This window comes from Pseudoalteromonas sp. RW-H-Ap-1, from assembly GCF_048318575.1.
Classification (GTDB): Bacteria; Pseudomonadota; Gammaproteobacteria; order Enterobacterales; family Alteromonadaceae; genus Pseudoalteromonas.
This window is the reverse complement of sequence record NZ_CP166996.1, coordinates 162,394-185,604: the sequence shown is the minus strand read 5'-3', so window position 1 is coordinate 185,604 and position 23,211 is coordinate 162,394. Positions and strand designations below refer to the sequence as shown.

Below are 23,211 nucleotides of genomic sequence, written 5' to 3'. Positions count from 1 at the left end.
CTTAAAGTTCTTGTGCTTCTAACCATTGCTTAAACCAACTCATTAATCCTAAACTGCTCAATGGGTGTCCAAAATAGTATCCCTGTGAAGCGTAGGCTTTTAAACTTTTTACAAACTTTAGTTGATCGAGTGTTTCAACACCTTCAAAAATAACTTTCGTCTGTTGCTGGTTATGCATTTCAACCATACCACCTACTAAACTACGTATGTTATTTTGATTACTAAAGTCAGCAGTTAATGCAGGCGATATTTTAATGTATGCCACCGCTAAACTAGGTAACTTAGAAAGTAATACAGGATTATCACCTAAACCATCAACACACACTTTTAAACCTAAGCTGTTAAGTCTTGCTATCATGGCTCTACCTTTATCATCTAGGCTAGTAAAAATGTGTAGCGGACATTCTAAAATTAAATCACCAGGCCTAAGTTGGTGCTCACCAATAACCCCATAAACAAAATCAACAAACTCTTCGTTAAGCATTTCTGGGCCAAATAAGTTAACACTTAAAGGCACCCTCATTCCTTCCATACGCAGTGCCATGGCAAGCTCTCCAGCTCGTTCAATAACAAAGGTCGCAAGTGAGTAACCAAGCCCTGCAATTCTAATATCGTTGATAAACTGGCTCGCCGATAAAGTCCCTTGGGTTGGGTGCTGCCAGCGTAATAGCAATTCTAAAAATTCAATTTGGCCATCTTCATTTCGAATAACCGGTTGAAAAAACAATTCGAACTCATCAGCAAAGCTGATATTAGCCAGCTCAGTTAGTCGCGCTTGCTGCTCTAAATGGTCAGTCGTCATTTGCTGATGATAAGCCACAATTTGTTTAGCTGGCCGGCTATCAAGCGCCAAGTAAGCATGACTAATTAGCTCATCAAAGCTGCTGCTTTGTTTATTACAATGTACATAACTGGCTCTTACTTTTACTTCAATCGTACAATTAGCTACATTGAACGGCTTTAAGGTAGCGCCAATAATTTGCTTTATAAGCTGTTGATGTAAATGATTATGATTTTGTAAATCACAAATAAATGCAAAGTTTAACCCACCCAAGTGCGCTAATCTAGCATGCTCAGCAAGAAAAAAACTTCATCGCTATCTAATAAATCTTTTATTCGATTGGCCGACTGAGATAATAATAAGTCGCCAAAATCTCGGCCAATATGTTGATTAACTTGAGCAAAACCTTCTAGCCTCAGTACAATGATTGCTGCTGTAAATGAATCCTTATCATTGAGTTCATTATATTTTTGACGTAACTGCTGTTTATCGGGGAAGCTGGCTAAGGGTGAGTTTTCAACATACGCTTCAGGCTCGATTTCTGGCTTTAAAGTTGGAGCAGTCTGCGGCGTATTAGCCATTAAAAAACCACTGCTACTGAGTAGTAAAATTGGAATAAGTAACCACGCTAAATGCAATGTAAAAAAGAGGTAACCTGTAAATAATAAAACAAGCCCGCCTGAGGCACAGGCACTGATAAGTAACGGGACTTTTTGCTTTAGCAAATTCGCCTGATATAAATGAAAAGCAAACCCCAGAGCCAATAACAAAACAAACCAAGGGATGGCAGTGCTAACCATAGCTAAACCAATCAGCCCAGTGTATAAAAAGCTGAGCCTTATTACGTTACTTTTAACGGTTAACAACGCTGCAACCATTGCCATTAAAAGTGCACCACTTAAAAAAATAGCTAAATTGCTGTAGCTCAATAACGTTCCATCCATAGCTGAGGTACTCACTGACATTAAATAAAACATAGGCTTAAGAGTGAAGTCTTATAATTAGCTAAGTTTACCCAATATCCATAAATTTAACAGTTTATTTACCCCAAACTGATAACTTAATTGTGCTGGATGCTCAATTTGCCAATGTGCTATGTCGGCGCGAGCACCTACTTTTAATACGCCTCTATCAGCAAAACCAAGAGCCTGAGCTCCGTGTGCCGTGACTCCCATTAATGCCTGTTCTGGAGTAAAATTAAATAATGTACAAGCCATATTCATCATTAATTGCAAAGAACATAACGGTGATGTGCCTGGGTTAAAGTCACTGGCAATTGCGATGGGAACCTTGTATTTATTTAACAGTTCAATTGGAGGATATTTCGTTTCTTTTAAAAAATAAAAAGCACCGGGCAATAATACCGCCACAGTACCTGCATTTGCCATAGCTTTAACACCGGCTTCATCAAGATATTCCAAATGATCGGCCGACAAACCATTGTATTGCGCCACCAGCGCAGCACCTTGTTGATTAGATAACTGCTCAGCATGGCACTTAATTGCTAACCCCAGTTTTTTAGCCGCATCAAATACTCGCTGCGTTTGCGCATAACTAAAGCCAATATCCTCACAAAACACGTCAACCGCATCGACTAAATCATGTTCAACAAGGGTGTTGAGCATTTCATTACACACTAAATTTATATAATCATCACTACGATTTTTAAACTCTAAAGGTAATGCATGCGCGCCTAAAAAGGTATTAATGACTTCAATAGGGTGATGTTGATTTAACAGCCTAGCAACTTCTAATATTTTTTTCTCATTTTCTATATCAAGCCCATAACCTGACTTAATTTCTACCGTAGTTACGCCTTCAGCTAGTAGTGCATTTAAACGATCTTTTGCTGCTACAAATAATTGTTCGTGGTCAGCCTCTCGGGTTGCTTTAACGGTACTTGCAATTCCGCCCCCTTGCGCGGCAATTTGCTGATAGCTTACCCCTTGTAAACGCTGCTCAAACTCCTTTGCACGAGAACCGGCAAACACCAAGTGAGTATGGCAATCAATTAAGCCCGGGGTTAACCACTGCCCTTTGATACTTACTACCGGAGTGGCTAATATATCAAAATCAGGTAACTCAGTTTGCTCACCCAACCATGCTATTTTGCCATTTTTAATTGCTAAAGCCGCATTTTCTATCGCTCCATAAGGTGCATCAATGTTGTTATCCATGGTGGCAATATTGGCATCGGTGAGTAATAAATCGATATCATTTAACTGTTCTGTGGATTCTGTGGCTTGCATAAGTCTCTCCGCGATAGTGTTCAACAAGTTTAACAACACATCTTGTATATACAAGATGGTTGTGCCATCTTACTAGGTATTGTTTATTTTTAATATACTAAAAATATTTATGCCAACACCTAAGTTTACGCAAATAAAACAGTTTATTGTGGACAAAATACGCAGTGGGCTTTGGCTTGAAAACCAACGTGTCCCCTCAGAAAACGAACTAGCCAAACAGTTTACAGTAAGCAGAATGACCGCACGTCGGGCACTTAGTGAACTCACTGATGCAGGTATTTTAACCCGTAGCCAAGGCCTAGGTACGTTTGTAGCAAGCTTCAAGTCACAGTCATCATTACTTGAAATAAAAAACATCGCCAATGAAGTAAAAGAGCGAAACGGAAACTACAGCTGCACAGTACAAGTATTGGAATCAATTAATGCCGTAGCGCCAATTGCAATTGCTTTAGGTGTGGAGGTAGATAGCGTGGTATATCGCAGTGTCATTATTCATAACGAAAACGACAGCCCCTTACAAGTTGAGGAGCGCTTTGTAAATCCGCCCCTTGCAAAAGATTATTTACAACAAGATTTTACCGCCCTTACCCCACACGAATACTTATCAACAGTTGCCCCTTTAACACAAGCGAGGCATACGGTAGAGGCTATTACGCCAAACAGTGAAATGTGCCAATGGCTTAATTTATATAACGAAGAGCCCTGTTTACAAGTAATACGCCGTACTTGGTCGGTAAACGGAATTGTTAGTTTTGCACGACTTATATCGCCAGGCAGTAAGTACCGCTTGGGCGGACAATTAACATTTAAAAACAATAATAAAGCCCATAACGCTTAAATTTAACAGGAGTGAATAATGGATCATCGACTGGACACACAACGCACAATTCGCGCACAGCATGGTAATCAAATATCTACTAAAAGCTGGCAAACCGAAGCAGCTAAACGCATGCTAATGAATAATTTAGACCCTGATGTTGCCGAGCACCCTCAAGCTTTGGTGGTGTATGGCGGAATTGGCCGTGCTGCCCGTGACTGGCCAAGCTACGACAAAATAATTGAGACGCTTGAGCGCCTTGAAGATGACGAAACCCTTTTAGTGCAATCAGGTAAACCTGTGGGGGTATTTAAAACTCATAGCAATGCACCGCGGGTATTAATTGCAAATTCTAACCTTGTTCCGCACTGGGCTAACTGGGAACATTTTAACGAGTTAGATAAAAAAGGCTTGATGATGTACGGCCAAATGACCGCTGGCTCTTGGATTTATATTGGTTCTCAAGGGATTGTTCAGGGCACTTACGAAACCTTTGTAGCTATGGCAAAACAGCATTTTTCAGGCGATGCCAAAGGTAAGTGGGTGCTAACAGGTGGCCTCGGAGGAATGGGCGGTGCACAACCATTAGCAGCAACCATGGCAGGCTTTAGTGCCTTAGTAGTGGAATGTGATGAAAGCCGTATCGATTTTCGAATAAAAACAGGGTACGTCGATGTAAAAGCCACAGACCTTGAGCATGCATTAAAATTAATAACCGATGCCTGCGTAAAAGGTGAAGCGCTTTCTGTGGGTTTACTTGGTAACGCGGCTGATGTCTTTAGTACCTTAGTAAAAAGTGGTATTACTCCCGATATAGTCACCGATCAAACCTCAGCCCATGATCCGCTTAACGGCTACCTGCCACAAGGTTGGAGTATGGAGCATGCTGCAAAAATGCGAATCGATAATCCACAAGCAGTGGTCAAAGCAGCCAAACAATCAATGGCTGTTCAAGTAACAGCGATGTTGGCACTGCAAGATGCGGGCGCGGCAACGACTGATTACGGCAATAATATTCGTCAAATGGCGCTCGAAGAAGGCGTAACAAATGCATTTGATTTCCCTGGATTTGTACCTGCTTATATTCGTCCATTATTTTGTGAAGGCATTGGCCCATTTAGATGGGTAGCACTCTCAGGCGATCCCGAAGATATTTACAAAACAGACGCAAAAGTAAAAGAACTAATTCCTGATGATAAGCATTTGCATAACTGGCTTGATATGGCGCGTGAGCGAATTCAATTTCAAGGCTTGCCTGCACGTATTTGTTGGGTTGGCTTAAAAGACCGAGCGCGTCTAGCGATTGCCTTTAATGAAATGGTTAAAAACGGTGAGCTTAAAGCACCGGTAGTTATTGGCCGCGATCATCTTGACTCAGGCTCAGTAGCTAGTCCTAATCGTGAAACAGAGAGCATGCAAGATGGCTCCGATGCAGTCTCTGATTGGCCTTTATTAAATGCCCTGCTCAATACCGCAGGCGGTGCTACTTGGGTATCGCTTCATCATGGTGGCGGTGTAGGTATGGGCTTTAGCCAGCATTCAGGTGTGGTTATTGTTGCCGATGGTACCGATGAAGCAAAGCAACGCCTTGCAAGAGTGCTTTGGAATGATCCTGCTACCGGTGTGATGCGCCATGCCGATGCAGGTTATGACATTGCAAAAAATTGTGCACAACAACAAAACCTAGACCTACCTATGCTTAACAAGGATAAGTCATGATTTCATACACTCTCACACCCGGTCAGCTTGAATTACATACCTTAAGAAAAATTAATCAATCGGCCGTAGATTTAACTTTGGCAACTGAGTCCGCCACACAAATAGCTGCCAGCGCCCAAACCGTTCAAGACGTAATAAACGAGCAACGTACTGTATATGGTATTAATACCGGCTTTGGTTTATTAGCCAATACTAAAATAGCGAATGATGAGCTAGAACTATTACAACGCAGTATTGTGCTTTCACACGCTGCGGGCATTGGCGAATTAATGGATGACAGCACGGTCAGATTAATGATCACCCTAAAAGTAAATTCTTTATCACGGGGTTACTCTGGTATTCGTTTAGCAGTCATTGAGTTTTTTATACAGCTACTTAAAAATGAAGTGTACCCATGCGTGCCTAAAAAAGGCTCAGTGGGCGCATCGGGCGATTTAGCCCCCCTTGCTCATATGTGCCTGCCTTTATTGGGTGAGGGTAAAATGCGCTATCAAGGAGAGCTAATAAGCGCAGAACAAGGGCTAAAAATTGCAGGGCTTGAACCACTGACATTAGCCGCAAAAGAAGGCTTAGCACTATTAAATGGCACACAAGCCTCTACTGCATTTGCACTGCAGGGCTTATTTAGAGCCGAAGACTTGTACGCACAAAGCTGTGTAATTGGCTCTATCAGTATTGAGGCCGCCATGGGCAGTCGCGCACCATTTGATGCACGTATTCATGAGGTTCGTGGTCAACAAGGGCAAATTGATACCGCGCACGTATTTAGAGAACTGTTAAGTACCCACTCACAAATTAGTGACTCACATATTAATTGTGAAAAAGTACAAGACCCTTATTGCCTGCGCTGCCAACCGCAAGTACTTGGTGCGTGTTTAACCCAAATACGCCAAGCCGCCGAGGTATTACTGTGTGAGTCAAACGGGGTAACCGACAACCCACTCGTTTTTGCCGATGTAGGAGATATTATTTCAGGCGGAAACTTTCATGCTGAGCCCGTTGCTATGGCCGCTGATAATCTTGCGATTGCCATTGCCGAAATTGGCGCCTTAGCTGAGCGACGTATTGCCTTACTTATTGACTCTAATTTATCAAAGTTGCCGCCATTTTTAGTTGAAAACGGTGGGGTAAATTCAGGATTTATGATAGCTCAAGTGACAGCAGCTGCGCTCGCCTCAGAAAACAAATCACTAGCACACCCGGCCTCGGTAGATAGTTTACCGACCTCAGCTAATCAAGAAGACCATGTCTCTATGGCAACTTTTGCTGCTAGGCGCTTAGTTGATATGGCTAATAATACGCAAGGCGTGTTAGCCGTTGAGTGGCTAAGTGCTTCTCAAGGGCTAGAGTTTAGAAAGCCGCTACATGCGTGTGAACAGGTGGAGCATGCTAAGGCGCTGCTACGCCAACATGTTAGCTATTACGACAAAGACCGCTACTTTGCCCCCGATATTGAAGCGGCCAACAGACTACTAAGTGAAGGTAAGTTGTGCGACTTTATAAAAAATTCGCCCTTACCTTCTTATTAAATAGCCTGAACTCTGGTTAAGAGATTTACTAACGTATTGAATCAATATGATATTTATGTTTATTTTCTCTAGCCAGAGATTTCCAGTGAAAACAAGGCGGAATTACGCGTCGAAAGCTCGCCTATTGCAAGTAAATTCAACGCAGTTAGCACTGAAAATAGCTGCTTGAGATAGATTTATTATTCAGAGTTCAGGTTAAATACCATACTGATAACTAAAACCCAACGCTTCTATCGCTGAGCCAATAACTTTGCGCTCAGCGACTTCATCACTACTAAAACTTGGCATTTGTGTGCCATACAGCTCACACTTTTTTGCATAATAATCTGCTTTGCTCGGGTGCGCAGGGTTAACTACATTATAAATACTTTGCCCTTGTGACCAATTGTTGAGTACCGCATAAATGGCATTGATCACATCTTGTTGATGCACCATGTTCACCACTTGCTGACTAGAGGTGTTGAGCTCTTTACCTGCCACAAAACGACCCGGCTCTCTGTTTGGCCCCAACAATCCGGCTAATCTTAGAACTTTACCTTGCTGTTCAAGTACTTGCTCTTCAGCATCATAGAGCTTTATTTGTCGCTCGTTAGTGCCAGATATATCGCTACTTTCACTATAAACTCCAGGCTCTTGATCATACACCCCAGTCGATGAGCACAATAAAAAACCTTTGCAATTAAGTTCAGTTGCCAGCTTTAACCCCTGCTCCAGCACTTGAGAATAATCACTTTCGCTGTCACGACTGCGCGGAGGTATAGCACACACCCAGTACGCATTTTGTAAATCCACTTGGTGCTGCAGCTCGCCGTTTTGTAGAACAAACTGACGCTCAAAATCAAATTGATGAGTGTCACTACGATGAGTTCCTTGCACTTGCCAACCTTGTTTTTGTGCATCAATACATAAGGCTTGGCCAAGCCAGCCAGCGCCAAGGACTACTAAGTTATCTTTGTTGGTTTGCACTTTATTTTCCCTTTTATTAAAACTCAATCAACGCGTTTTATAGCAACAAAAAAATATGATGAACTCATACTACTAAAAATAATATTAGCAAACGCTGGTTACAGAAGATATTAACATACACCTTTTTTACGATTAACAACCTCTTTAATGATAAAGCTTCCGTGCATACACATCTGCCGATAAACCGCATGACTTAAGTGACTTACGAAGAGTAATGAATAAAACTTTTGCTCAATTTAAGGATTAAAAAACGATAGCGACAAACAAGGCATTTAAGGGTGAAATTTAAGCGCTTTGCTCTTGTTTTTAATTTATTCAACACCATATCTTTAAAGCATTTCTAATCAACTTTAGCTACATAATGCTATTTTTATGAGCGAGATCTCATTTTTCTGTTTTAAATGAAGATCTTTTTATTGAGGTAGTTTGATGTTTAGCAGAGTCTGGTATAGTAGCGCAGGTAATAAACAGTGCTTTTTAAGCAGCTTAATACAAAATTGCTAATTAATGTGTCCTAAAGGTTAATTCAAAGAATACATTAATTATCAATTGTAAAAAATGGGTTAGCCGATGCACGGCTAGCAAAAAAACACATTGTAACGGTTTTATCATGATATCTAATTTATTTACCAAGATTTTTGGTAGTCGCAATGACCGCACTATTAAAAACCTAAGAAAGACGGTCGCACTGATCAATGCACTTGAAACGCAACTAGAAGCGCTTTCAGATGAAGATTTAAAAGCTAAAACAGCTGAGTTTAGAGAACGTTACGATAACGGACAAAGCCTAAGCGATATTCTACCAGAAGCATTTGCTGTGGTACGTGAGGCGTCAAAGCGTGTAAACGGTATGCGTCACTTCGACGTGCAATTATTAGGTGGTATGGTTTTACAACAAGGCCGTATTGCAGAAATGCGTACTGGTGAAGGTAAAACCCTAACCGCGACACTTCCAGCATATTTAAATGGCTTAACAGGTAAAGGCGTTCATGTCATTACCGTAAATGACTACTTGGCTAAGCGTGATGCTGAAACCAACCGTCCACTATTTGAGTTTTTAGGCTTAACCGTTGGTTGTAATGTTCCGGGCATGATGCCACAACAGAAAAAACAAGCTTATGCAGCTGACATCACTTACGGTACCAATAACGAGTTTGGTTTTGACTACCTACGTGACAACATGGCATTTAGCATTGATGAGCGCGTTCAACGCCCATTATTTTATGCCGTAGTGGATGAAGTGGATTCAATCCTAATTGATGAAGCGCGAACGCCGCTTATTATTTCAGGCCCAGCTGAAGACAGCTCAGAGCTTTACACTGAAATAAATACCATTGTTCCTTTACTTGAACTACAAGAAAAAGAAGATGAGGAAGGGATTGAAGGTGATGGCGATTTCACTATCGATGAAAAATCTAAGCAAGTTCACCTAACTGAGCGTGGGCAAATAAAAGTTGAAGAGCTACTTACAGAGCGCGGCTTAATTGAAGAAGGTGATTCACTGTACTCAGCAGCGAGCATCACGCTACTTAGTCACGTTTATGCAGCTCTTCGTGCGCACAAGCTTTACCAAAAAGATGTTGACTACGTTATTAAAGAAAACGAAGTTATCATTATTGATGAACACACAGGTCGCTCTATGGAAGGACGCCGTTGGTCAGAAGGTTTACACCAAGCTGTAGAAGCAAAAGAAGGTGTGAAAATTCAAAACGAGAACCAAACGTTAGCTTCTATTACGTTCCAAAATTACTTCCGCTTGTACGAAACGCTAGCAGGTATGACAGGCACAGCCGATACAGAAGCGTTTGAGTTTCAGTCTATTTACGGTTTAGACACAGTTGTTATGCCAACCAATAAGCCAATGATCCGTGATGATCGCGCAGATTTGGTGTACCTAACGCAAGAAGAAAAGTACGAAGCCATTTTAGCAGACATTAAAGACTGTCAAGAACGTGGTCAGCCAGTACTTGTAGGTACTATCTCAATTGAAAGCTCTGAGTACTTGTCGCAGTTTTTACGCAAAGAAAAAATTAAGCACAACGTACTTAATGCTAAATTCCACGCACAAGAAGCAGACATTGTTTCTGATGCGGGCTTACCAGGCACAGTCACCATTGCCACCAACATGGCCGGTCGTGGTACCGATATTGTACTTGGTGGTAATTGGAATAGTGAAGTTGAAAAACTTGAAAACCCAACTGACGAACAAATTGCCGAAATTAAAGCCGCATGGAAGATTCGCCATGACGCAGTAATTGATGCCGGCGGTTTACACATTATTGGTACAGAGCGTCATGAATCACGTCGTATTGATAACCAATTACGTGGTCGTTCTGGCCGTCAAGGTGATGCCGGTTCAAGCCGTTTCTACCTATCGATGGATGATGCGTTAATGCGTATTTTTGCCGGTGAGCGCATGACCAACATGATGCGTAAACTAGGTATGCAACGTGGCGAAGCCATTGAACACCCATGGGTTAACCGCGCAATCGAAAACGCCCAGCGTAAAGTAGAAGCACGTAACTTTGATGTGCGTAAACAGCTACTTGAGTACGATGATGTAGCAAACGATCAACGTCGTGTTGTTTACTCTCAACGTAACGAATTGCTTGAAGAAGGTGATATTTCAGAAACGATTACCGCTATCCGTGGTGATGTGCTCGCGGGTGTAATTGATCAATACATTGCCCCACAAAGCTTAGCTGAAATGTGGGATGTCCCAGGGCTTGAAGAGCGCTTAAAGCAAGATTTCCTAATTGAGTTACCAATTACTCAGTGGTTAGCTGATGACAATAAACTGTACGAAGAAAAACTTCGTGAGCGTATTGAAGAAGCGGTTGAACAAGCTTACAAGCAAAAAGAAGAAATGGTCGGCGATTCTGTACTTCGTCAGTTTGAAAAAGCCATTATGCTTCAAAGTCTTGACCAACATTGGAAAGACCACCTTGCTGCAATGGATCACTTACGCCAAGGTATTCACTTACGTGGTTACGCACAAAAGAATCCTAAGCAAGAATACAAACGTGAGTCGTTTGAGTTATTCTCTGAAATGCTAGAAAACTTAAAAGTCGATGTGGTCGGTATTTTAAGTAAAGTGCAAGTTCGTGCTGAAGAAGATGTTGAAAAAGTAGAAGAGCAATACCGTAAAAGTGAAAATGCCCCTCGCGAATATCAACATGAAGAAGTAGAACACGTAGGTGGTGAAGCACCGCAAAGCGCTCAGGTTATGGCGCGTAGCGAGCCAAAAGTTGGCCGTAACGATCCATGTCCATGTGGTTCAGGTCAAAAATACAAACAATGTTGTGGTAAATTAAAATAACACCACTTTGTTACGTTAGATAAAAAGCGACGCTTGCGTCGCTTTTTTTATGCTATTTAAGGGAGAGGTAATGACTAAAGTAATCATCAATGTTGCTGTGGGTGTAATTAAAAAAAATAACAATTTGTTTATTTGTAAACGTGCAGATGAGCAACATCAAGGTGGGTTATGGGAGTTTCCTGGTGGCAAAGTTGAAGCCGGAGAAAGTGTGTTTCAAGCCCTAAAACGTGAACTGCTAGAAGAAGTAGGACTGACTATTCATAGTTCAAGCGAACTTATCACTATAGAGCATGACTATGGCGATAAATGCGTACGACTTAATGTGCATGTGGTCAGTAACTTTAACGGTCAAGCTCATGGCGCAGAAGGGCAACCAAGCGAATGGGTAGGCATTGACGAACTTGATAACTATGATTTTCCTGCTGCTAATGTTGAGATCATCAGCGCCATAAAAACAAAATATAGCTAGTTTTATTATCAGGTATATAAGTAACTAAAAAGCCAGTGAGCATGATGCTCACTGGCTTTTTATTTTGCGATTAATGGCTCTAACCGCTTAAGCTAATTTTAGCTCAAATTACCAAATTTTTACGCGTTCTTCAGGCTTGATATACATTTTATCGCCCTCTTTAACATCAAACGCTTGGTAAAATTCTGGCATGTTCGACAAAATACCAATTACGCGATAATGACTCGGTGAATGTGAATCGGTCATTAAACGATTACGTAGCGCCTCATCACGGTATTTACGACGCCAAATTTGCGACCAGCCCATAAAGAAGCGTTGGTCGCCCGTATAGCCTTCAATAATGGGCGCTTTCGAATCACCCAGCGATAGCTGATACGCTTTATAAGCGACGGTTAAGCCGCCTAAATCACCAATGTTTTCACCCAGTGTCAGCTCACCATTAACGCTGGCATCTTCAAACGGTTTATATTGATTATACTGTGCAACTAAGGCAGCACTTCGCTGTTCAAACTGCTTAAGGTCTGACTCGCTCCACCAATTACGTAAATTGCCATCACCGTCGTATTTTGCACCTTGGTCGTCAAAGCCATGGCCTAACTCATGGCCAATAACCGCACCAATAGCACCATAGTTAACTGCATCATCAGCTTCTAAATTAAAGAAAGGAGGCTGCAGAATCGCCGCAGGGAATACTATCTCGTTATTCACTGGATTGTAGTAAGCATTCACTGTTTGTGGCGTCATATGCCACTCAGAGCGATCAACTGGCTTACCTAATTTAGCAACCATATCCGCATAAGCCCATTCACTGTAGCGAATATAATTACCAACCAGTTCATCAGGGTTAATCGCTAAATCTGAGTAATCTTTCCATTTATCTGGGTAACCAATTTTAGGGGTAAACTTATTGAGTTTTTCTTGCGCCGCCACTTTTGTTTCAGGGCTCATCCACTCAAGGTTTTCAATTGCCACTGAATAGCCTGTAATCACATTATCAACTAACTCTTCCATACGCGCTTTCGCTTCTGGCGGGAAGTTTTCTTTAACGTAGACTTTACCTAAAATTTCACCCAGTACACGGTTTGATGCATCAACGGCTTGCTTCCAAAGTGGTGCTTGCTCTTCAACACCACGCAACGTGGTGCTGTAAAAATTAAATTTCAAATCTACTAAATCTTTATTAAGTAGCTGCGCGTAATTACTAACAAAATGGAATTTTAAATAGTTTTGCCAAACAGCTAAGTCAGTATTGTTGAAAATCTCTGCAAATTTTTCAAAGTAACTTGGTTGGCGCACAATCAACTCTTGAGCATCAACGCCAACTGCTTCGAAATAGGCATTTAAATCAAACTCACCCATTAGCGAGTTAGCTTCAGCTACCGTCATTTTATTGTATGACTTAGTTGCATCACGGCTTTGCACTCGGCTCCACTGTGCATCAGCAAGTGTCGTTTCAAGTGCTAATATCGCTTTGGCTGCATCAGCGGCATTATTAACGCCAGCTTTAGCTAAAATATCGGTGATATACGTTTGATAAGCCGCGCGAATTTTTGTGAATTTTTCATCATCTTTTAAATAGTAGTCGCGGTCAGGTAAACCAAGTCCCGCTTGATAGGCATAAAGCGCATTTTCACTTGAGTTTTTAGCGTCATTATTAACATACCAGCCAAAAGGAAGATCGCCACCTTTAACTTGTAGCTGTGCCATCAGTGTGACTAACGCGGCTTTATCTTTCACTGTATCAATGCTTTTAATAGCTGGCTCAAGTGGCAAAATACCTAACTCTTCACGAGCATTTTCAGCCATATAGCTAGAATAAAATGCACCAATCTTATATTCATCTGAACCTGGTTTTGCACTACTATTAGCACTGGCGTTTTCAAGCACTGTTTTCATTGCTTTTTGCGATTCATCATATAACTGTGAGAACGACCCATAGTTAGACTTGTCACCTGGAATCTCAGTTTTTGCTAACCATTGACCATTAACATGGTAATAAAAATCATCCTGTGCACGAACACTTTTATCCATATTTTGTAAATCAACACCTAGCGCACCAGGAGCCGCCACCGGTGCAGTTACTGTGGTTGATTCTGCTTTCATTTGTTGTGGCTTTTCGCCGCAGCCAACCAAACCTAACGCCAATGCAATACTGGCGGCAGTCATTGTTATTTTTTTCATAAGAATTCCGTATATTAATTAGAATAAATACGCATTTCATTAAGATTTGATAACTCAAAAAACAACAATAGGATGCAGTCTATTACCTGCTTAATGAAATACGCATCAGCTACAACCTAATTTAGGAAGCACTAGATAAGCATAATAAACCTGATTTAAATAACAATGAAATCGAATATGTAACAAAGTATTTTGCGCTTCTTCAGAGCGAGAAAAGGAGTTTAGTGCGAGGACTAGCTAGGCTTACTTTTGCCATGTAAAGCTAAGCGCTGCAGCTTTTCTTTTAATGAAGGAGGAGCAGAATCGGCGATCGCATTCAAATAATCAGCCGTTTGCTCACTCATTTTAAGAGAGTTAGTCGCTTGGCTATCTGTCGCTTTAGGACGGTTACTTAATCGTTGAGTTGCTTGTGGATTGGCGGTAATTTTTATTTGTCCAAGCTCTGCCATACCTGCGGCTCTAAAATGAGACTGCATATCCATTTTTAAATAATTAAGCCTAAGAGCAATAGGAGCAGAAACAGCTTCTATCATCAGCGTGCCATCACGATAATTACTTACTCGGCATTTATCGCCTAGCTTAGGCCCTAAAAAATCTCGCAACAACTGTTGCTGTGTATCCAGTGCTTGGCTTTTCCCCGCATAGGCTGCTAAACGGTTATTCAGACCGGCCATAATGTCGGTTAATGGTTTTGGCGCATATCTATCTTTAGCCATATCACACCTTAGAAACATAAAAGGAAAGTTTGCTTAAATTAAGCTTAATTTAAGCTTAATTTAAGCAAACAAAGTGGGTGTATACCAATTCGCTGAATTAAGTATTATTGTGGATGGGTATTAAGCACCCGCAATTTGCATTTGCTCAATCAGCACTGAGCCGGTTTGAATACCACCACGTCTCTCTATATCGCCACCAATAGCTGAAATACCTTTAAACATATCTTTTAAGTTACCAGCAATAGTTATTTCACTTACTGGGTACTGTATTTCACCATTTTCAACCCAAAAACCAGCTGCACCACGAGAGTAGTCACCAGTCACAGTATTTACACCCTGCCCCATAAGTTCAGTGACTAACAAACCCGTGCCCATGGTTTTTAATAGTGCAGCTAAATCCTGATGAGTTTGCTCAACCAACCAGTTATGAATACCACCGGCGTGACCTGTTGGCGTCATATTCATTTTACGCGCTGCATAGCTCGCTAATAAATATGTTTGCAATTCACCACCGTGTATTATTTCTCTGTCTAGAGTTTTAACCCCTTCACTATCAAAAGGTGATGATGCTAACCCTTTTAGTAAGTGTGGGCGCTCTGAAATATTAACGGTTTTGCTGAACACTTGTGTACCTAAGCTATCCAGTAAAAAGCTGGATTTGCGATATAGTGCGCCACCGCCGATCGCTGACACTAAATGGCCAAACAATGAGTTAGCAATATCGGCTCTAAAAATAACCGGCACTTTCATGGTGCCTAGTTTTTGGCTGTTTAGTTTCGCTAGGGTTTCTGCAGCAGCTTCAAGCCCAACACTTGCAGCATCTTTTAGCCCTGCTTGATCGCGGGAAATTGTGTAGGCTGAGTCGCGCTGCATATGCTCGCCCTCTTTGCCTATTACCATAGTGCTTATGCTATGGCGTGTTCTCGGGTAGCCTGCAATTAAACCATGACTATTGCCATACACTCGCAGCCCTTGATGCGAAGAAAAACTAGCACCATCAGAATTCACAATTCGCTCATCCGCACTTAATGCGGCTTGCTCAGCAGCATGACATAAATCAATCCCTTGCTCAGGACTTACATCCCAAGGATGAAATAAATCTAAATCTTTAGGCGAAAACTCAAGTAATTCTTTATCAGCAATACCATTACACGGATCATCTGAGGTGAATTTAGCAATATCTATGGCTTTTTCGACCACAGATCGCAATGTTTTTGGATTTAAATCAGCCGTAGAGGCGGAGCCTTTGTTATTACCAACATACACGCTAATGCCTAAACCACCGTCTTGATTAAACTCAATGGTTTCTACCTCGCCCATGCGCGTACTTACCGACAGCCCTGATGTGCTCGACATAGCAGCTTCTGCAGCGGTAGCGCCTAGTTTTTTAGCATGTTCGAGTACTTCAGAAACGGCATCTTTTACTTGAGAAATTTGCGAATATATTGGATCTTGGTGTTGGCTTTTCATAAATTCTGTCCTGAGCCCTGAAGGCCATGTTGCACACATTTTTTATATTTAAATGCTAACACACTCACTGCACCACATCAGCTAATATTAATCACTAAAAGAATCGCGTATAATAGATAAAGTTATTTTTACTTAAGAGCACCCCATGGCGAAGAAAAAAGGCAAGCCTGCTGAAATTGAAGAAGAAATTATATATGTATCAAAAAGTGAACTTAAGCGCGAAGCGCAAGAGTTTCATCAGTTAGGATCTGAAATTGCCAAAATGGGTAAAAAGCAGCGCGAACGCTTACCGCTTAATGATGACTTAAAAGCAGCAATGGTTGTTGCCGATAAAATTAGTAATAAAAGTGATGCATACCGCCGCCACTTAAATTACATAGCAAAAACCCTTCGTACAGTAGAAAACATTGAAGAAATTAAAGCGATCATTGATGTAATGCTTAATAAAAATAACCAAGCAGAGGTTATGATCAAAAAGATTGAGCAGCTGCGCAGTGATTTAATTGAGCAAGGCGATGACTTAATCAACGAAACAATTGCACAATACCCAGCTCTTGAGCGCCAAAAAATGCGCCAACTGGTGCGTAATGCGGCCAAAGAAGTAAAAGCAGAAAAGCCTGCGAGAGGCTACAAAGAGCTATTTCAGTATTTAAAAGACGCCATAATGTAACGCAGCCACGTTACATACTAAAAAGGTGCTACGGCACCTTTTTTTGTTGTAGATCAAACCCCCTTCCCCTTTCCTTTTTTACAATACGCAGCAACTTAAAAGATAAGGTGCGCGTGATGATTAAACTTCCTCAATGGGATCAAACTTTAATAAACAAATACAATGTATCGGGCCCGCGCTACACGTCTTACCCGACTGCACTTTCGTTAGCTGACGGCTATCAGCAACAAGATTTGATTAGCGCTATTGAATCATCGCAAACCCGTGCTTTGTCTTTATATATCCACATTCCTTTTTGTAGCCAGCTTTGCTATTACTGTGGCTGTAATAAAGTCATTACTCGCCATCAATCTAAAGCCGATACCTACCTAGATTTTTTAGCTAAAGAAATCGTGGCACAAGCGCAACTATTTCAAGACTATCGGGTTGAGCAATTACATTTAGGAGGCGGTACTCCAACCTTTTTAACCGCAGCCCAAATGACTCGCTTAGTAAAGTTACTAGAGCAACACTTTAACTTTAGCGATACCTGTGAACGCGGTATAGAAATAGACCCTCGCTCACTGGCTGACAATATGCTGATTGACTTAAGCGAGATGGGATTTAATCGTGTGTCATTTGGTATTCAAGATTTTAATGATCAGGTTCAGCTGGCTGTTAACCGCCCTCAACATGTTGATGAGGTAAAGCAGTTAATTACCCAAGCAAAACAATTAGGCTTTAAATCAATAAATGCAGATATGATTTATGGGCTGCCACTGCAAACACCTGAGAGTTTTAAGCAAACTATTGAGCAACTGATTGCTTTAGACCCCGACCGTGTTTCAGTATTTAACTACGCTCATTTACCTGATCGTTTTGCCGCTCAACGTAAAATAAAAGATGCTGATTTACCCAGTGCCCATAATAAGCTCACTATGTTCAAAAATACCCTAGAGCAAATGACACAGGCGGGCTATCAATTTATCGGTATGGATCACTTTGCAAAAGTTGATAATGAATTGGCTATTGCTCAAAATAGCGGCCAACTTCATCGTAACTTTCAAGGTTACACTACCCATGGAGAATGTGATTTACTCGGCTTAGGGGTCTCGTCAATATCGCAAATAGGCACAGCCATACTACAAAATAAAAAAGAGCTAAAACACTATTACCAAACAATCGACGAGCAAGCAGGCAGTGCCATTAATAAAGGCATGCATTTAACCCAAGATGACCTTATTCGAGCGGATGCAATTAAACAACTTATTTGCCAGTTTGAGCTTGATATGAGCGTATTCGCGAACAGACATAAAATCAGCTTTAATGACTACTTTAAAGATGCCTTAGAGGCACTCGCACCATTAATTGCCGATGAAATGGTAACAATAAAAAACAACCTAATTAGCGTAACACCAAAAGGGAATTTATTTATTCGTATTATTTGTATGTGCTTTGATGCGCACTTACAAAAACAAATAAATGCCACTCGCTTCTCACGGGTTATATAATTTAAAAAATAGCGCGCATAAAAAAAGCAGACCTAGGTCTGCTTTTTTTATGCTGTAAAATCTAAGTGCTAGTTAAAAACTACGTTTTCGCTGCCTTGGGCTGCTTTAAACTCAACAATAATTTTTTTACAGTCAGCTTCAATTTCATCACTCAGTGATTCTTCTGCGCGCCAGCGTGCGGTATCTTGCTTAAAAATTTCTTTTTTAGCGTACTTTTTACGCGAATCGTGAGTTGGCATTTCTTTTACCACGTCGTACATTTTATAAATGCCTGGGTATGCAGTTGTTAAGTCACGCTCAGTATCAAAACTATATTGCGACATCAGCACCCAAATACGTAAACAGCCCTCAGAGTAATCACATTGCTTTTCATTCATCGCACGTGCAATTAAATGAATACTATCGGCTAGCTTTGCATTACGTTTTAAACGCGACTGCTTAATTTTTTGCTGTTGCTCTGCCTGTTGTTTGCTAATTAGCTTTTTTTGCACATTTAGCTTGTAGAGCAACTGACCCGCATAAAATGCCAAGCCCGCTATAATAGCAGCACCTACAACTAAGGCTAAGATCACTGCTGTACTCATTGCGTATCCTTATTACTTATCTTCGTCGTCATCTAGCCATTCATTAGCTAGGTCGTTTGATAGGTATTGATCAAAATCTGAATTACTTTCTTCATCGCTGAAGTCATCTTCAAATTCTTCTTCATCTTCAATGCCTAATAACTTACACAGCACTTGGTGACGCGCTATACGGCTATTAAAGTATTTAGCATCTTTACCCGTTAGCATTTCACCTTGCTCATGACGCTCAACTAATTTAAGTAAACGCTCATCATTTTCAAGCGCTTCTAATTCTTGCTCAGGCGTTAACTCAGGCTCAATCGCTTTTTTAAGCTCCGCTACAGGCTTAAGGTTACGTTTCATTTCAACTTTTGGTTCAGCTGCTGGGGCAACTAATGGTACTGCTTTTTTACTACCAACACGTTTGTCTTTAGCAGCCGAACCTGTTTTTTGAGTGTCATTACTCAATGCATCAGGTGCATTACGTGAACCAGGCTTAGCGCCTTTGGTTTTTTTACACGTTGCTCTTTCAATGCGCGCATTTCTTTAAGCTTATCTTGGCTTAAACGAACGGGCCCATTTGATGGAATTTTACGTGACTTTTTCTTTCTACTCATATCTTGATCATCTCACTTAAGAGGTTTTGAGCGAGGCGCAACTCAATGGGCATCGCAATGCTGGCCTAGCCAGAAGAATTCGGTTTGCGTTTTAGAGGTTGGGTTTCTCTATATACGCCAAAGCATATTTAGATGCTTTTTTTAAACGGGGGGTATTGTAACAGGACAAATAAAAAGGCGGTAGAGAAAACATCTCTACCGCCTGCTAATCTGAGCGCCATTATATGGACACTTCTCCCTTCGACTTTTTAGTCTTTATTATTTTTATTATTATTTCTTTATCCGTATTATTATTATTTATCTTCCGTGTAGCATTCCATTTTGTTTTTATTATTAAACTTCCATGAGTTTTTATTATTTTCGGTCTTTCCTGACACTTTTTTGTTATTTCCTTTAGTAGCACTCTCAATGTGCTATTTAGTCGTGCCGCGCTACGATCCTTATAACGTTTTCCTATTTGTTATTATTGTTGCGACAGGGGTTAATTTACTCGTTAATAATTTTGTTACAACTAATTTATATCTTTTTTCTTGTGTAAAACATAACAAAAAAGGTTAAAAAATATAAGTTACAATAAGTTAACTTAAAAAATAAAAATAAAATGAGACTTTTCTTACATTAAAGCATGGTCAATGTCTTACAAATGAAGGGGCTTTATCGGTCATTTCAGAAACAAAAAAAGCAGCCAAAGCTGCTTTTTGTCTATTTAACATTGTATTATGTTAACAATATCTAAATAAATACGACTTTAGTGTAGACCACCTAGGTATTTAGATAATGTTTCAATGTCTTTATCTGTAAGTTTCTTAGCAATATCTTGCATAACACCATTTAGGTCGTTATTACGAGTGCCATCTCTGAACTGCTCAAGTTGTGACTTGATGTATTCTGGATGTTGGAAAGAAATTTTTGGGAATTTAGCTAGTGAAGAGCCATTACCACGTGGACCATGACAAGCCGCACATGATGGAATTCCGCGTTCAGCGTCACCCGCTTTGTACAACATGGCGCCTGTTTCTTGAACATCTTTAGGTGTAGCACCTTCAGACATATTCAAAGAAGCAAAGTAAGCAGACAAGTCTTTCATATCTTGATCGCTCAATGGCATTGCCATACCGCTCATTACTGGATTCATTCGACCTTCTTTACCGCCCGAAGTCATACCTAATTTAAATTCAGTAAGTTGCTTGTATATGTAATCTGCGTGTTGGCCTGCAATTTTTGGGTAGATGTTAACCGGCGCATTACCGTCTGGGCCGTGACAAGCCGCACACGTTGCTGATTTTTCTTTACCTGCGTTTACATCGCCATCAAATGCTGTTGCGTTGCTTGCTGACAACGCACCAAGCAATATAGTTAAAGATAGTGCTATTTTTTTCATGGTGAATTCTCTGTTTCCGACCCTGTATCATCTACAATATGGATGTTGTGATTTTTATATTCTACACGATATTAAATTCTCTGGCACGTTTTCTACACACATTAAACCTATAAATTATAGGGTTTTGAGTAAAATTAATAGCTAAGCCAGTTAAAATGTACCATCAGCAACGGTTTTACATGCTCAAATACACTTTTTAATAGCTACTTTATAGTATAAAATACGCCCCACGGGTGAATTTGGTTTACCCAATGTTATTTTTTTAGTTTTAGGAGAGCCTGTGCTCAAATCTCGTATCAAGTATAACACTGCGTCTTTTGTTACAAGCGCGCCAGACATCACTAAATTACCTGCTGATACGGGAATTGAAGTCGCGTTTGCCGGTCGCTCAAATGCAGGTAAATCAAGTGCGCTTAATGCCCTAACCGATCAAAAGCTAGCACGTACTAGTAAAACACCGGGCCGTACTCAGCTGATCAACACATTTGAACTTGCCGATGTAGATGACATGCGCCTAATTGACTTACCAGGTTATGGCTTTGCGAAAGTGCCAATTGAAATGAAAAAGAAATGGCAAAAGTCGCTAGGCGAATACCTACAAAAACGTCAAAGCTTAAAAGGTATTGTAGTGTTGATGGATATTCGTCACCCATTAAAAGATTTAGACCGCGATTTAATTAATTGGGCTGTAGGTAGTGAAATTCCAGTATTGGCACTATTAACTAAAGCAGATAAGCTCAAGCAAGGTCCACGCAAATCACAGGTACTTAGTGTTCGTCGTGAATTGAGTGAATTAGATGGCGATATAACAGTTCATGCATTTTCATCACTTAAAGGCACTGGTTTACCAGAAGTCGCTAAAAAGTTAGATGAGTGGTACTTAGGTCCAATCGTAGCAATTCCACCTGCTGACACAGAGTAATTACCCTAAATAAAACCGCTCATTCGCGGAGGTAATAAAATAGCCGAGCTCATCTGTTTCGGCTATTTCAGCCCACTGATAAAACACATTTCTGGCAACTCGTGCAAAACAACCATAGGGTAATTGCATATAAGGCACTGCAGCGCCTTTGTAATTATTAATATATAGCGGCTCAGCACGACTTAGTAGCCAGGTACGCTGTAGATTATCAATACAACAAATAACATCACCATCAGTTGTCGACTCACGATGCCAACTTACAATAATAAATGGCGCATCCTTAACCTCAATCGCAATTTTCTCTACTGGCGTTTTTAAATAAAACTGCCCATCTTCGCGACACAACACACTAGCAAACAGCTTTATCATGGCTTGTCGGGTAATTTCACTACCCGCATAAAACCATTTACCTTGCTCATCAATCAGCAGTGACAATTGCCCGCAATGAGCAGGCTGCCATTGTTCAAAAGGTTTACTTGGCTCGCTTAGTTGCTTACTAAGTTCGTTAAGAGAAATCACTGTTTTTTAAAGGTCAGTGCAAACGTAACAGGTACCGCAGTAGCAATTGAAGGTAATCCGGCTAATTTTTGTAACTGCATTATCCCTTCGGTAACTTTAAAGTCATCGCTCTTAATAATAATAGGCGTGAATGATGCTACGCTTAAATCGCCATTTTCCGCACTACTAACAAGTACATCCACTGCAAGTGGCTTTTTATGACCGTGAAAGTCTAGCTCTGCGCTAATGCCTTTTAACACGTACTGCCCTGGTTGCTTAATAAGTGACAATTTCTCAGATAAGTCAGCGGTTAATACTGCACTTGCAAAAGTGTCAGATTCAAACAAGATTTTGCTGAGGCGCTCGTTACGAATAGGAATAAACGTTTCAGCTGAGGTTAAATCAACATTTACGCTAAACTGACCTTGCTCATTCAATTGCCCTGTTAACTGAGTAAAATGGCTTGCCTCAGCAATGCTATTTTTTTTAATTGAGACAAAACTTAATTGGCTTTTGTCGTTGAGTAACTGCCAGTTTGCCGATGCAACGCCTGAAACTAGTAAACATGATAAAGATAAACCTGCTATGGCTAACGTTTTAAACATAATGCACTCCTAAAATAAAAGATTTATACCCGAAAAAATAATACTTTGATCAGTAAAGTTGAAAATCACTAATACGCTGAGTTAAAAAGAAAACGCACAGTAAACTGATGGTATCACTTGAAATGCTAAGTGCAATTAGAGAATAAATTTAACGCTTAGGAGTAAAGCTAAAAAAACGGCCCATCAAATATATGATAGGCCGATATAGCAAACTGGGGAGAAGCTATCAATACGTTGCATCTTACGATG

Annotated in this window: 17 protein-coding genes and 2 pseudogenes; 8 read left to right on the top strand and 11 right to left on the bottom strand. The window is 40.7% G+C overall.

Going from position 1 to position 23,211, the window contains the following annotated elements; genetic code table 11:
- Nucleotide 1 precedes the first annotated feature (1 nt).
- Nucleotides 2-1,725: pseudogene (locus AB8618_RS00805) on the bottom strand (EAL domain-containing protein).
- A 57-nt stretch (nt 1,726-1,782) separates the two neighbouring features.
- The gene (gene hutI, locus AB8618_RS00800) at nt 1,783-3,030 is read right to left on the bottom strand and encodes an imidazolonepropionase (protein WP_409424464.1); all 1,248 of its coding nucleotides are present in this window, start codon (nt 3,028-3,030) and stop codon (nt 1,783-1,785) included.
- A 109-nt stretch (nt 3,031-3,139) separates the two neighbouring features.
- On the opposite strand from hutI, the gene hutC reads away from it, so the two are divergent.
- Genes hutC through hutH form a run of 3 tightly spaced genes read left to right on the top strand, consistent with a single transcriptional unit; the run spans nt 3,140 to nt 7,095 of the window.
- Nucleotides 3,140-3,868, top strand: coding sequence for a histidine utilization repressor (gene hutC, locus AB8618_RS00795; protein ID WP_178954700.1), 729 nt, complete (start codon nt 3,140-3,142; stop codon nt 3,866-3,868).
- A gap of 18 nt (nt 3,869-3,886) precedes the next feature.
- Nucleotides 3,887-5,566 (top strand): urocanate hydratase, encoded by a 1,680-nt coding sequence (gene hutU, locus AB8618_RS00790; protein ID WP_413401143.1) that lies wholly within the window; start codon nt 3,887-3,889, stop codon nt 5,564-5,566.
- Nucleotides 5,563-7,095 carry a histidine ammonia-lyase gene (gene hutH, locus AB8618_RS00785; protein ID WP_413401142.1) on the top strand — a complete coding sequence of 511 codons (1,533 nt, stop codon included), beginning with the start codon at nt 5,563-5,565 and terminating at the stop codon, nt 7,093-7,095. The genes hutU and hutH overlap by 4 nt, the downstream gene beginning before the upstream one ends.
- Before the next feature lie 195 nt (nt 7,096-7,290).
- On the opposite strand, the gene AB8618_RS00780 is transcribed toward hutH, so the two are convergent.
- On the bottom strand, nt 7,291-8,061 hold the full coding sequence (locus AB8618_RS00780; RefSeq protein WP_413401141.1) for an NADP-binding protein: 771 nt from the start codon (nt 8,059-8,061) through the stop codon (nt 7,291-7,293).
- Between the two features lie 610 nt (nt 8,062-8,671).
- On the opposite strand from AB8618_RS00780, the gene secA reads away from it, so the two are divergent.
- Both secA and mutT read left to right on the top strand, forming a co-directional pair.
- Complete coding sequence (gene secA, locus AB8618_RS00775; RefSeq protein WP_413401140.1) at nt 8,672-11,380, top strand: preprotein translocase subunit SecA; 2,709 nt, start codon at nt 8,672-8,674, stop codon at nt 11,378-11,380.
- 70 nt (nt 11,381-11,450) lie between these two features.
- Complete coding sequence (mutT, locus tag AB8618_RS00770; protein WP_054202559.1) at nt 11,451-11,849, top strand: 8-oxo-dGTP diphosphatase MutT; 399 nt, start codon at nt 11,451-11,453, stop codon at nt 11,847-11,849.
- A gap of 108 nt (nt 11,850-11,957) precedes the next feature.
- Here the strand turns inward: mutT and AB8618_RS00765 are convergent, their stop codons facing one another.
- The 3 genes from AB8618_RS00765 to pmbA form a co-directional block, all read right to left on the bottom strand.
- Complete coding sequence (locus tag AB8618_RS00765) at nt 11,958-14,030, bottom strand: M13 family metallopeptidase (protein ID WP_413401139.1); 2,073 nt, start codon at nt 14,028-14,030, stop codon at nt 11,958-11,960.
- Between the two features lie 233 nt (nt 14,031-14,263).
- A complete protein-coding gene (locus AB8618_RS00760; RefSeq protein ID WP_413401138.1) occupies nt 14,264-14,746 on the bottom strand; it encodes a DciA family protein in 483 nt (160 codons plus the stop codon).
- A gap of 120 nt (nt 14,747-14,866) precedes the next feature.
- Nucleotides 14,867-16,216: a metalloprotease PmbA gene (pmbA, locus tag AB8618_RS00755; protein WP_413401137.1), complete on the bottom strand. Its 1,350-nt coding sequence runs from the start codon at nt 16,214-16,216 to the stop codon at nt 14,867-14,869.
- A gap of 145 nt (nt 16,217-16,361) precedes the next feature.
- On the opposite strand from pmbA, the gene yjgA reads away from it, so the two are divergent.
- The gene (gene yjgA / locus AB8618_RS00750) at nt 16,362-16,886 is read left to right on the top strand and encodes a ribosome biogenesis factor YjgA (RefSeq protein WP_413401136.1); all 525 of its coding nucleotides are present in this window, start codon (nt 16,362-16,364) and stop codon (nt 16,884-16,886) included.
- A gap of 116 nt (nt 16,887-17,002) precedes the next feature.
- Nucleotides 17,003-18,376 (top strand): oxygen-independent coproporphyrinogen III oxidase, encoded by a 1,374-nt coding sequence (gene hemN, locus AB8618_RS00745; RefSeq protein WP_413401135.1) that lies wholly within the window; start codon nt 17,003-17,005, stop codon nt 18,374-18,376.
- Nucleotides 18,377-18,444: 68 nt separating this feature from the next.
- Here the strand turns inward: hemN and AB8618_RS00740 are convergent, their stop codons facing one another.
- The 3 genes and pseudogenes from AB8618_RS00740 to AB8618_RS00730 all read right to left on the bottom strand — a co-directional run bounded on the left by AB8618_RS00740 (nt 18,445) and on the right by AB8618_RS00730 (nt 20,937).
- Complete coding sequence (locus AB8618_RS00740) at nt 18,445-18,960, bottom strand: DUF2489 domain-containing protein (protein ID WP_413401134.1); 516 nt, start codon at nt 18,958-18,960, stop codon at nt 18,445-18,447.
- A 12-nt stretch (nt 18,961-18,972) separates the two neighbouring features.
- Nucleotides 18,973-19,556: pseudogene (gene yihI / locus AB8618_RS00735) on the bottom strand (Der GTPase-activating protein YihI).
- 748 nt (nt 19,557-20,304) lie between these two features.
- The gene (locus AB8618_RS00730) at nt 20,305-20,937 is read right to left on the bottom strand and encodes a c-type cytochrome (protein ID WP_008112717.1); all 633 of its coding nucleotides are present in this window, start codon (nt 20,935-20,937) and stop codon (nt 20,305-20,307) included.
- A gap of 280 nt (nt 20,938-21,217) precedes the next feature.
- Here AB8618_RS00730 and yihA point away from each other — a divergent pair, with 280 nt between their 5' ends.
- A complete protein-coding gene (gene yihA, locus AB8618_RS00725) occupies nt 21,218-21,859 on the top strand; it encodes a ribosome biogenesis GTP-binding protein YihA/YsxC (protein WP_041709727.1) in 642 nt (213 codons plus the stop codon).
- On the opposite strand, the gene AB8618_RS00720 is transcribed toward yihA, so the two are convergent.
- Together AB8618_RS00720 and AB8618_RS00715 are read right to left on the bottom strand one after the other, a co-directional pair.
- Nucleotides 21,860-22,378 carry a DUF1285 domain-containing protein gene (locus AB8618_RS00720; RefSeq protein WP_413401133.1) on the bottom strand — a complete coding sequence of 173 codons (519 nt, stop codon included), beginning with the start codon at nt 22,376-22,378 and terminating at the stop codon, nt 21,860-21,862.
- On the bottom strand, nt 22,375-22,962 hold the full coding sequence (locus AB8618_RS00715) for a YceI family protein (RefSeq protein ID WP_413401132.1): 588 nt from the start codon (nt 22,960-22,962) through the stop codon (nt 22,375-22,377). Before AB8618_RS00715 ends, AB8618_RS00720 begins: the two co-directional genes overlap by 4 nt.
- Nucleotides 22,963-23,211 lie beyond the last annotated feature (249 nt).

Excerpts from the sequence above, each read along its gene's own strand:
- AB8618_RS00715 (WP_413401132.1), bottom strand. The coding sequence starts at position 22,962 with ATGTTTAAAACGTTAGCCATAGCAGGTTTATCTTTATCATGTTTACTA.
- mutT (WP_054202559.1), top strand. The coding sequence starts at position 11,451 with ATGACTAAAGTAATCATCAATGTTGCTGTGGGTGTAATTAAAAAAAAT.
- hutI (WP_409424464.1), bottom strand. The coding sequence starts at position 3,030 with ATGCAAGCCACAGAATCCACAGAACAGTTAAATGATATCGATTTATTA.
- hutC (WP_178954700.1), top strand. The coding sequence starts at position 3,140 with ATGCCAACACCTAAGTTTACGCAAATAAAACAGTTTATTGTGGACAAA.
- pmbA (WP_413401137.1), bottom strand. The coding sequence starts at position 16,216 with ATGAAAAGCCAACACCAAGATCCAATATATTCGCAAATTTCTCAAGTA.
- AB8618_RS00730 (WP_008112717.1), bottom strand. The coding sequence starts at position 20,937 with ATGAAAAAAATAGCACTATCTTTAACTATATTGCTTGGTGCGTTGTCA.
- AB8618_RS00765 (WP_413401139.1), bottom strand. The coding sequence starts at position 14,030 with ATGAAAAAAATAACAATGACTGCCGCCAGTATTGCATTGGCGTTAGGT.
- secA (WP_413401140.1), top strand. The coding sequence starts at position 8,672 with ATGATATCTAATTTATTTACCAAGATTTTTGGTAGTCGCAATGACCGC.
- hemN (WP_413401135.1), top strand. The coding sequence starts at position 17,003 with ATGATTAAACTTCCTCAATGGGATCAAACTTTAATAAACAAATACAAT.
- AB8618_RS00740 (WP_413401134.1), bottom strand. The coding sequence starts at position 18,960 with ATGAGTACAGCAGTGATCTTAGCCTTAGTTGTAGGTGCTGCTATTATA.
- hutH (WP_413401142.1), top strand. The coding sequence starts at position 5,563 with ATGATTTCATACACTCTCACACCCGGTCAGCTTGAATTACATACCTTA.
- yjgA (WP_413401136.1), top strand. The coding sequence starts at position 16,362 with ATGGCGAAGAAAAAAGGCAAGCCTGCTGAAATTGAAGAAGAAATTATA.
- AB8618_RS00760 (WP_413401138.1), bottom strand. The coding sequence starts at position 14,746 with ATGGCTAAAGATAGATATGCGCCAAAACCATTAACCGACATTATGGCC.
- hutU (WP_413401143.1), top strand. The coding sequence starts at position 3,887 with ATGGATCATCGACTGGACACACAACGCACAATTCGCGCACAGCATGGT.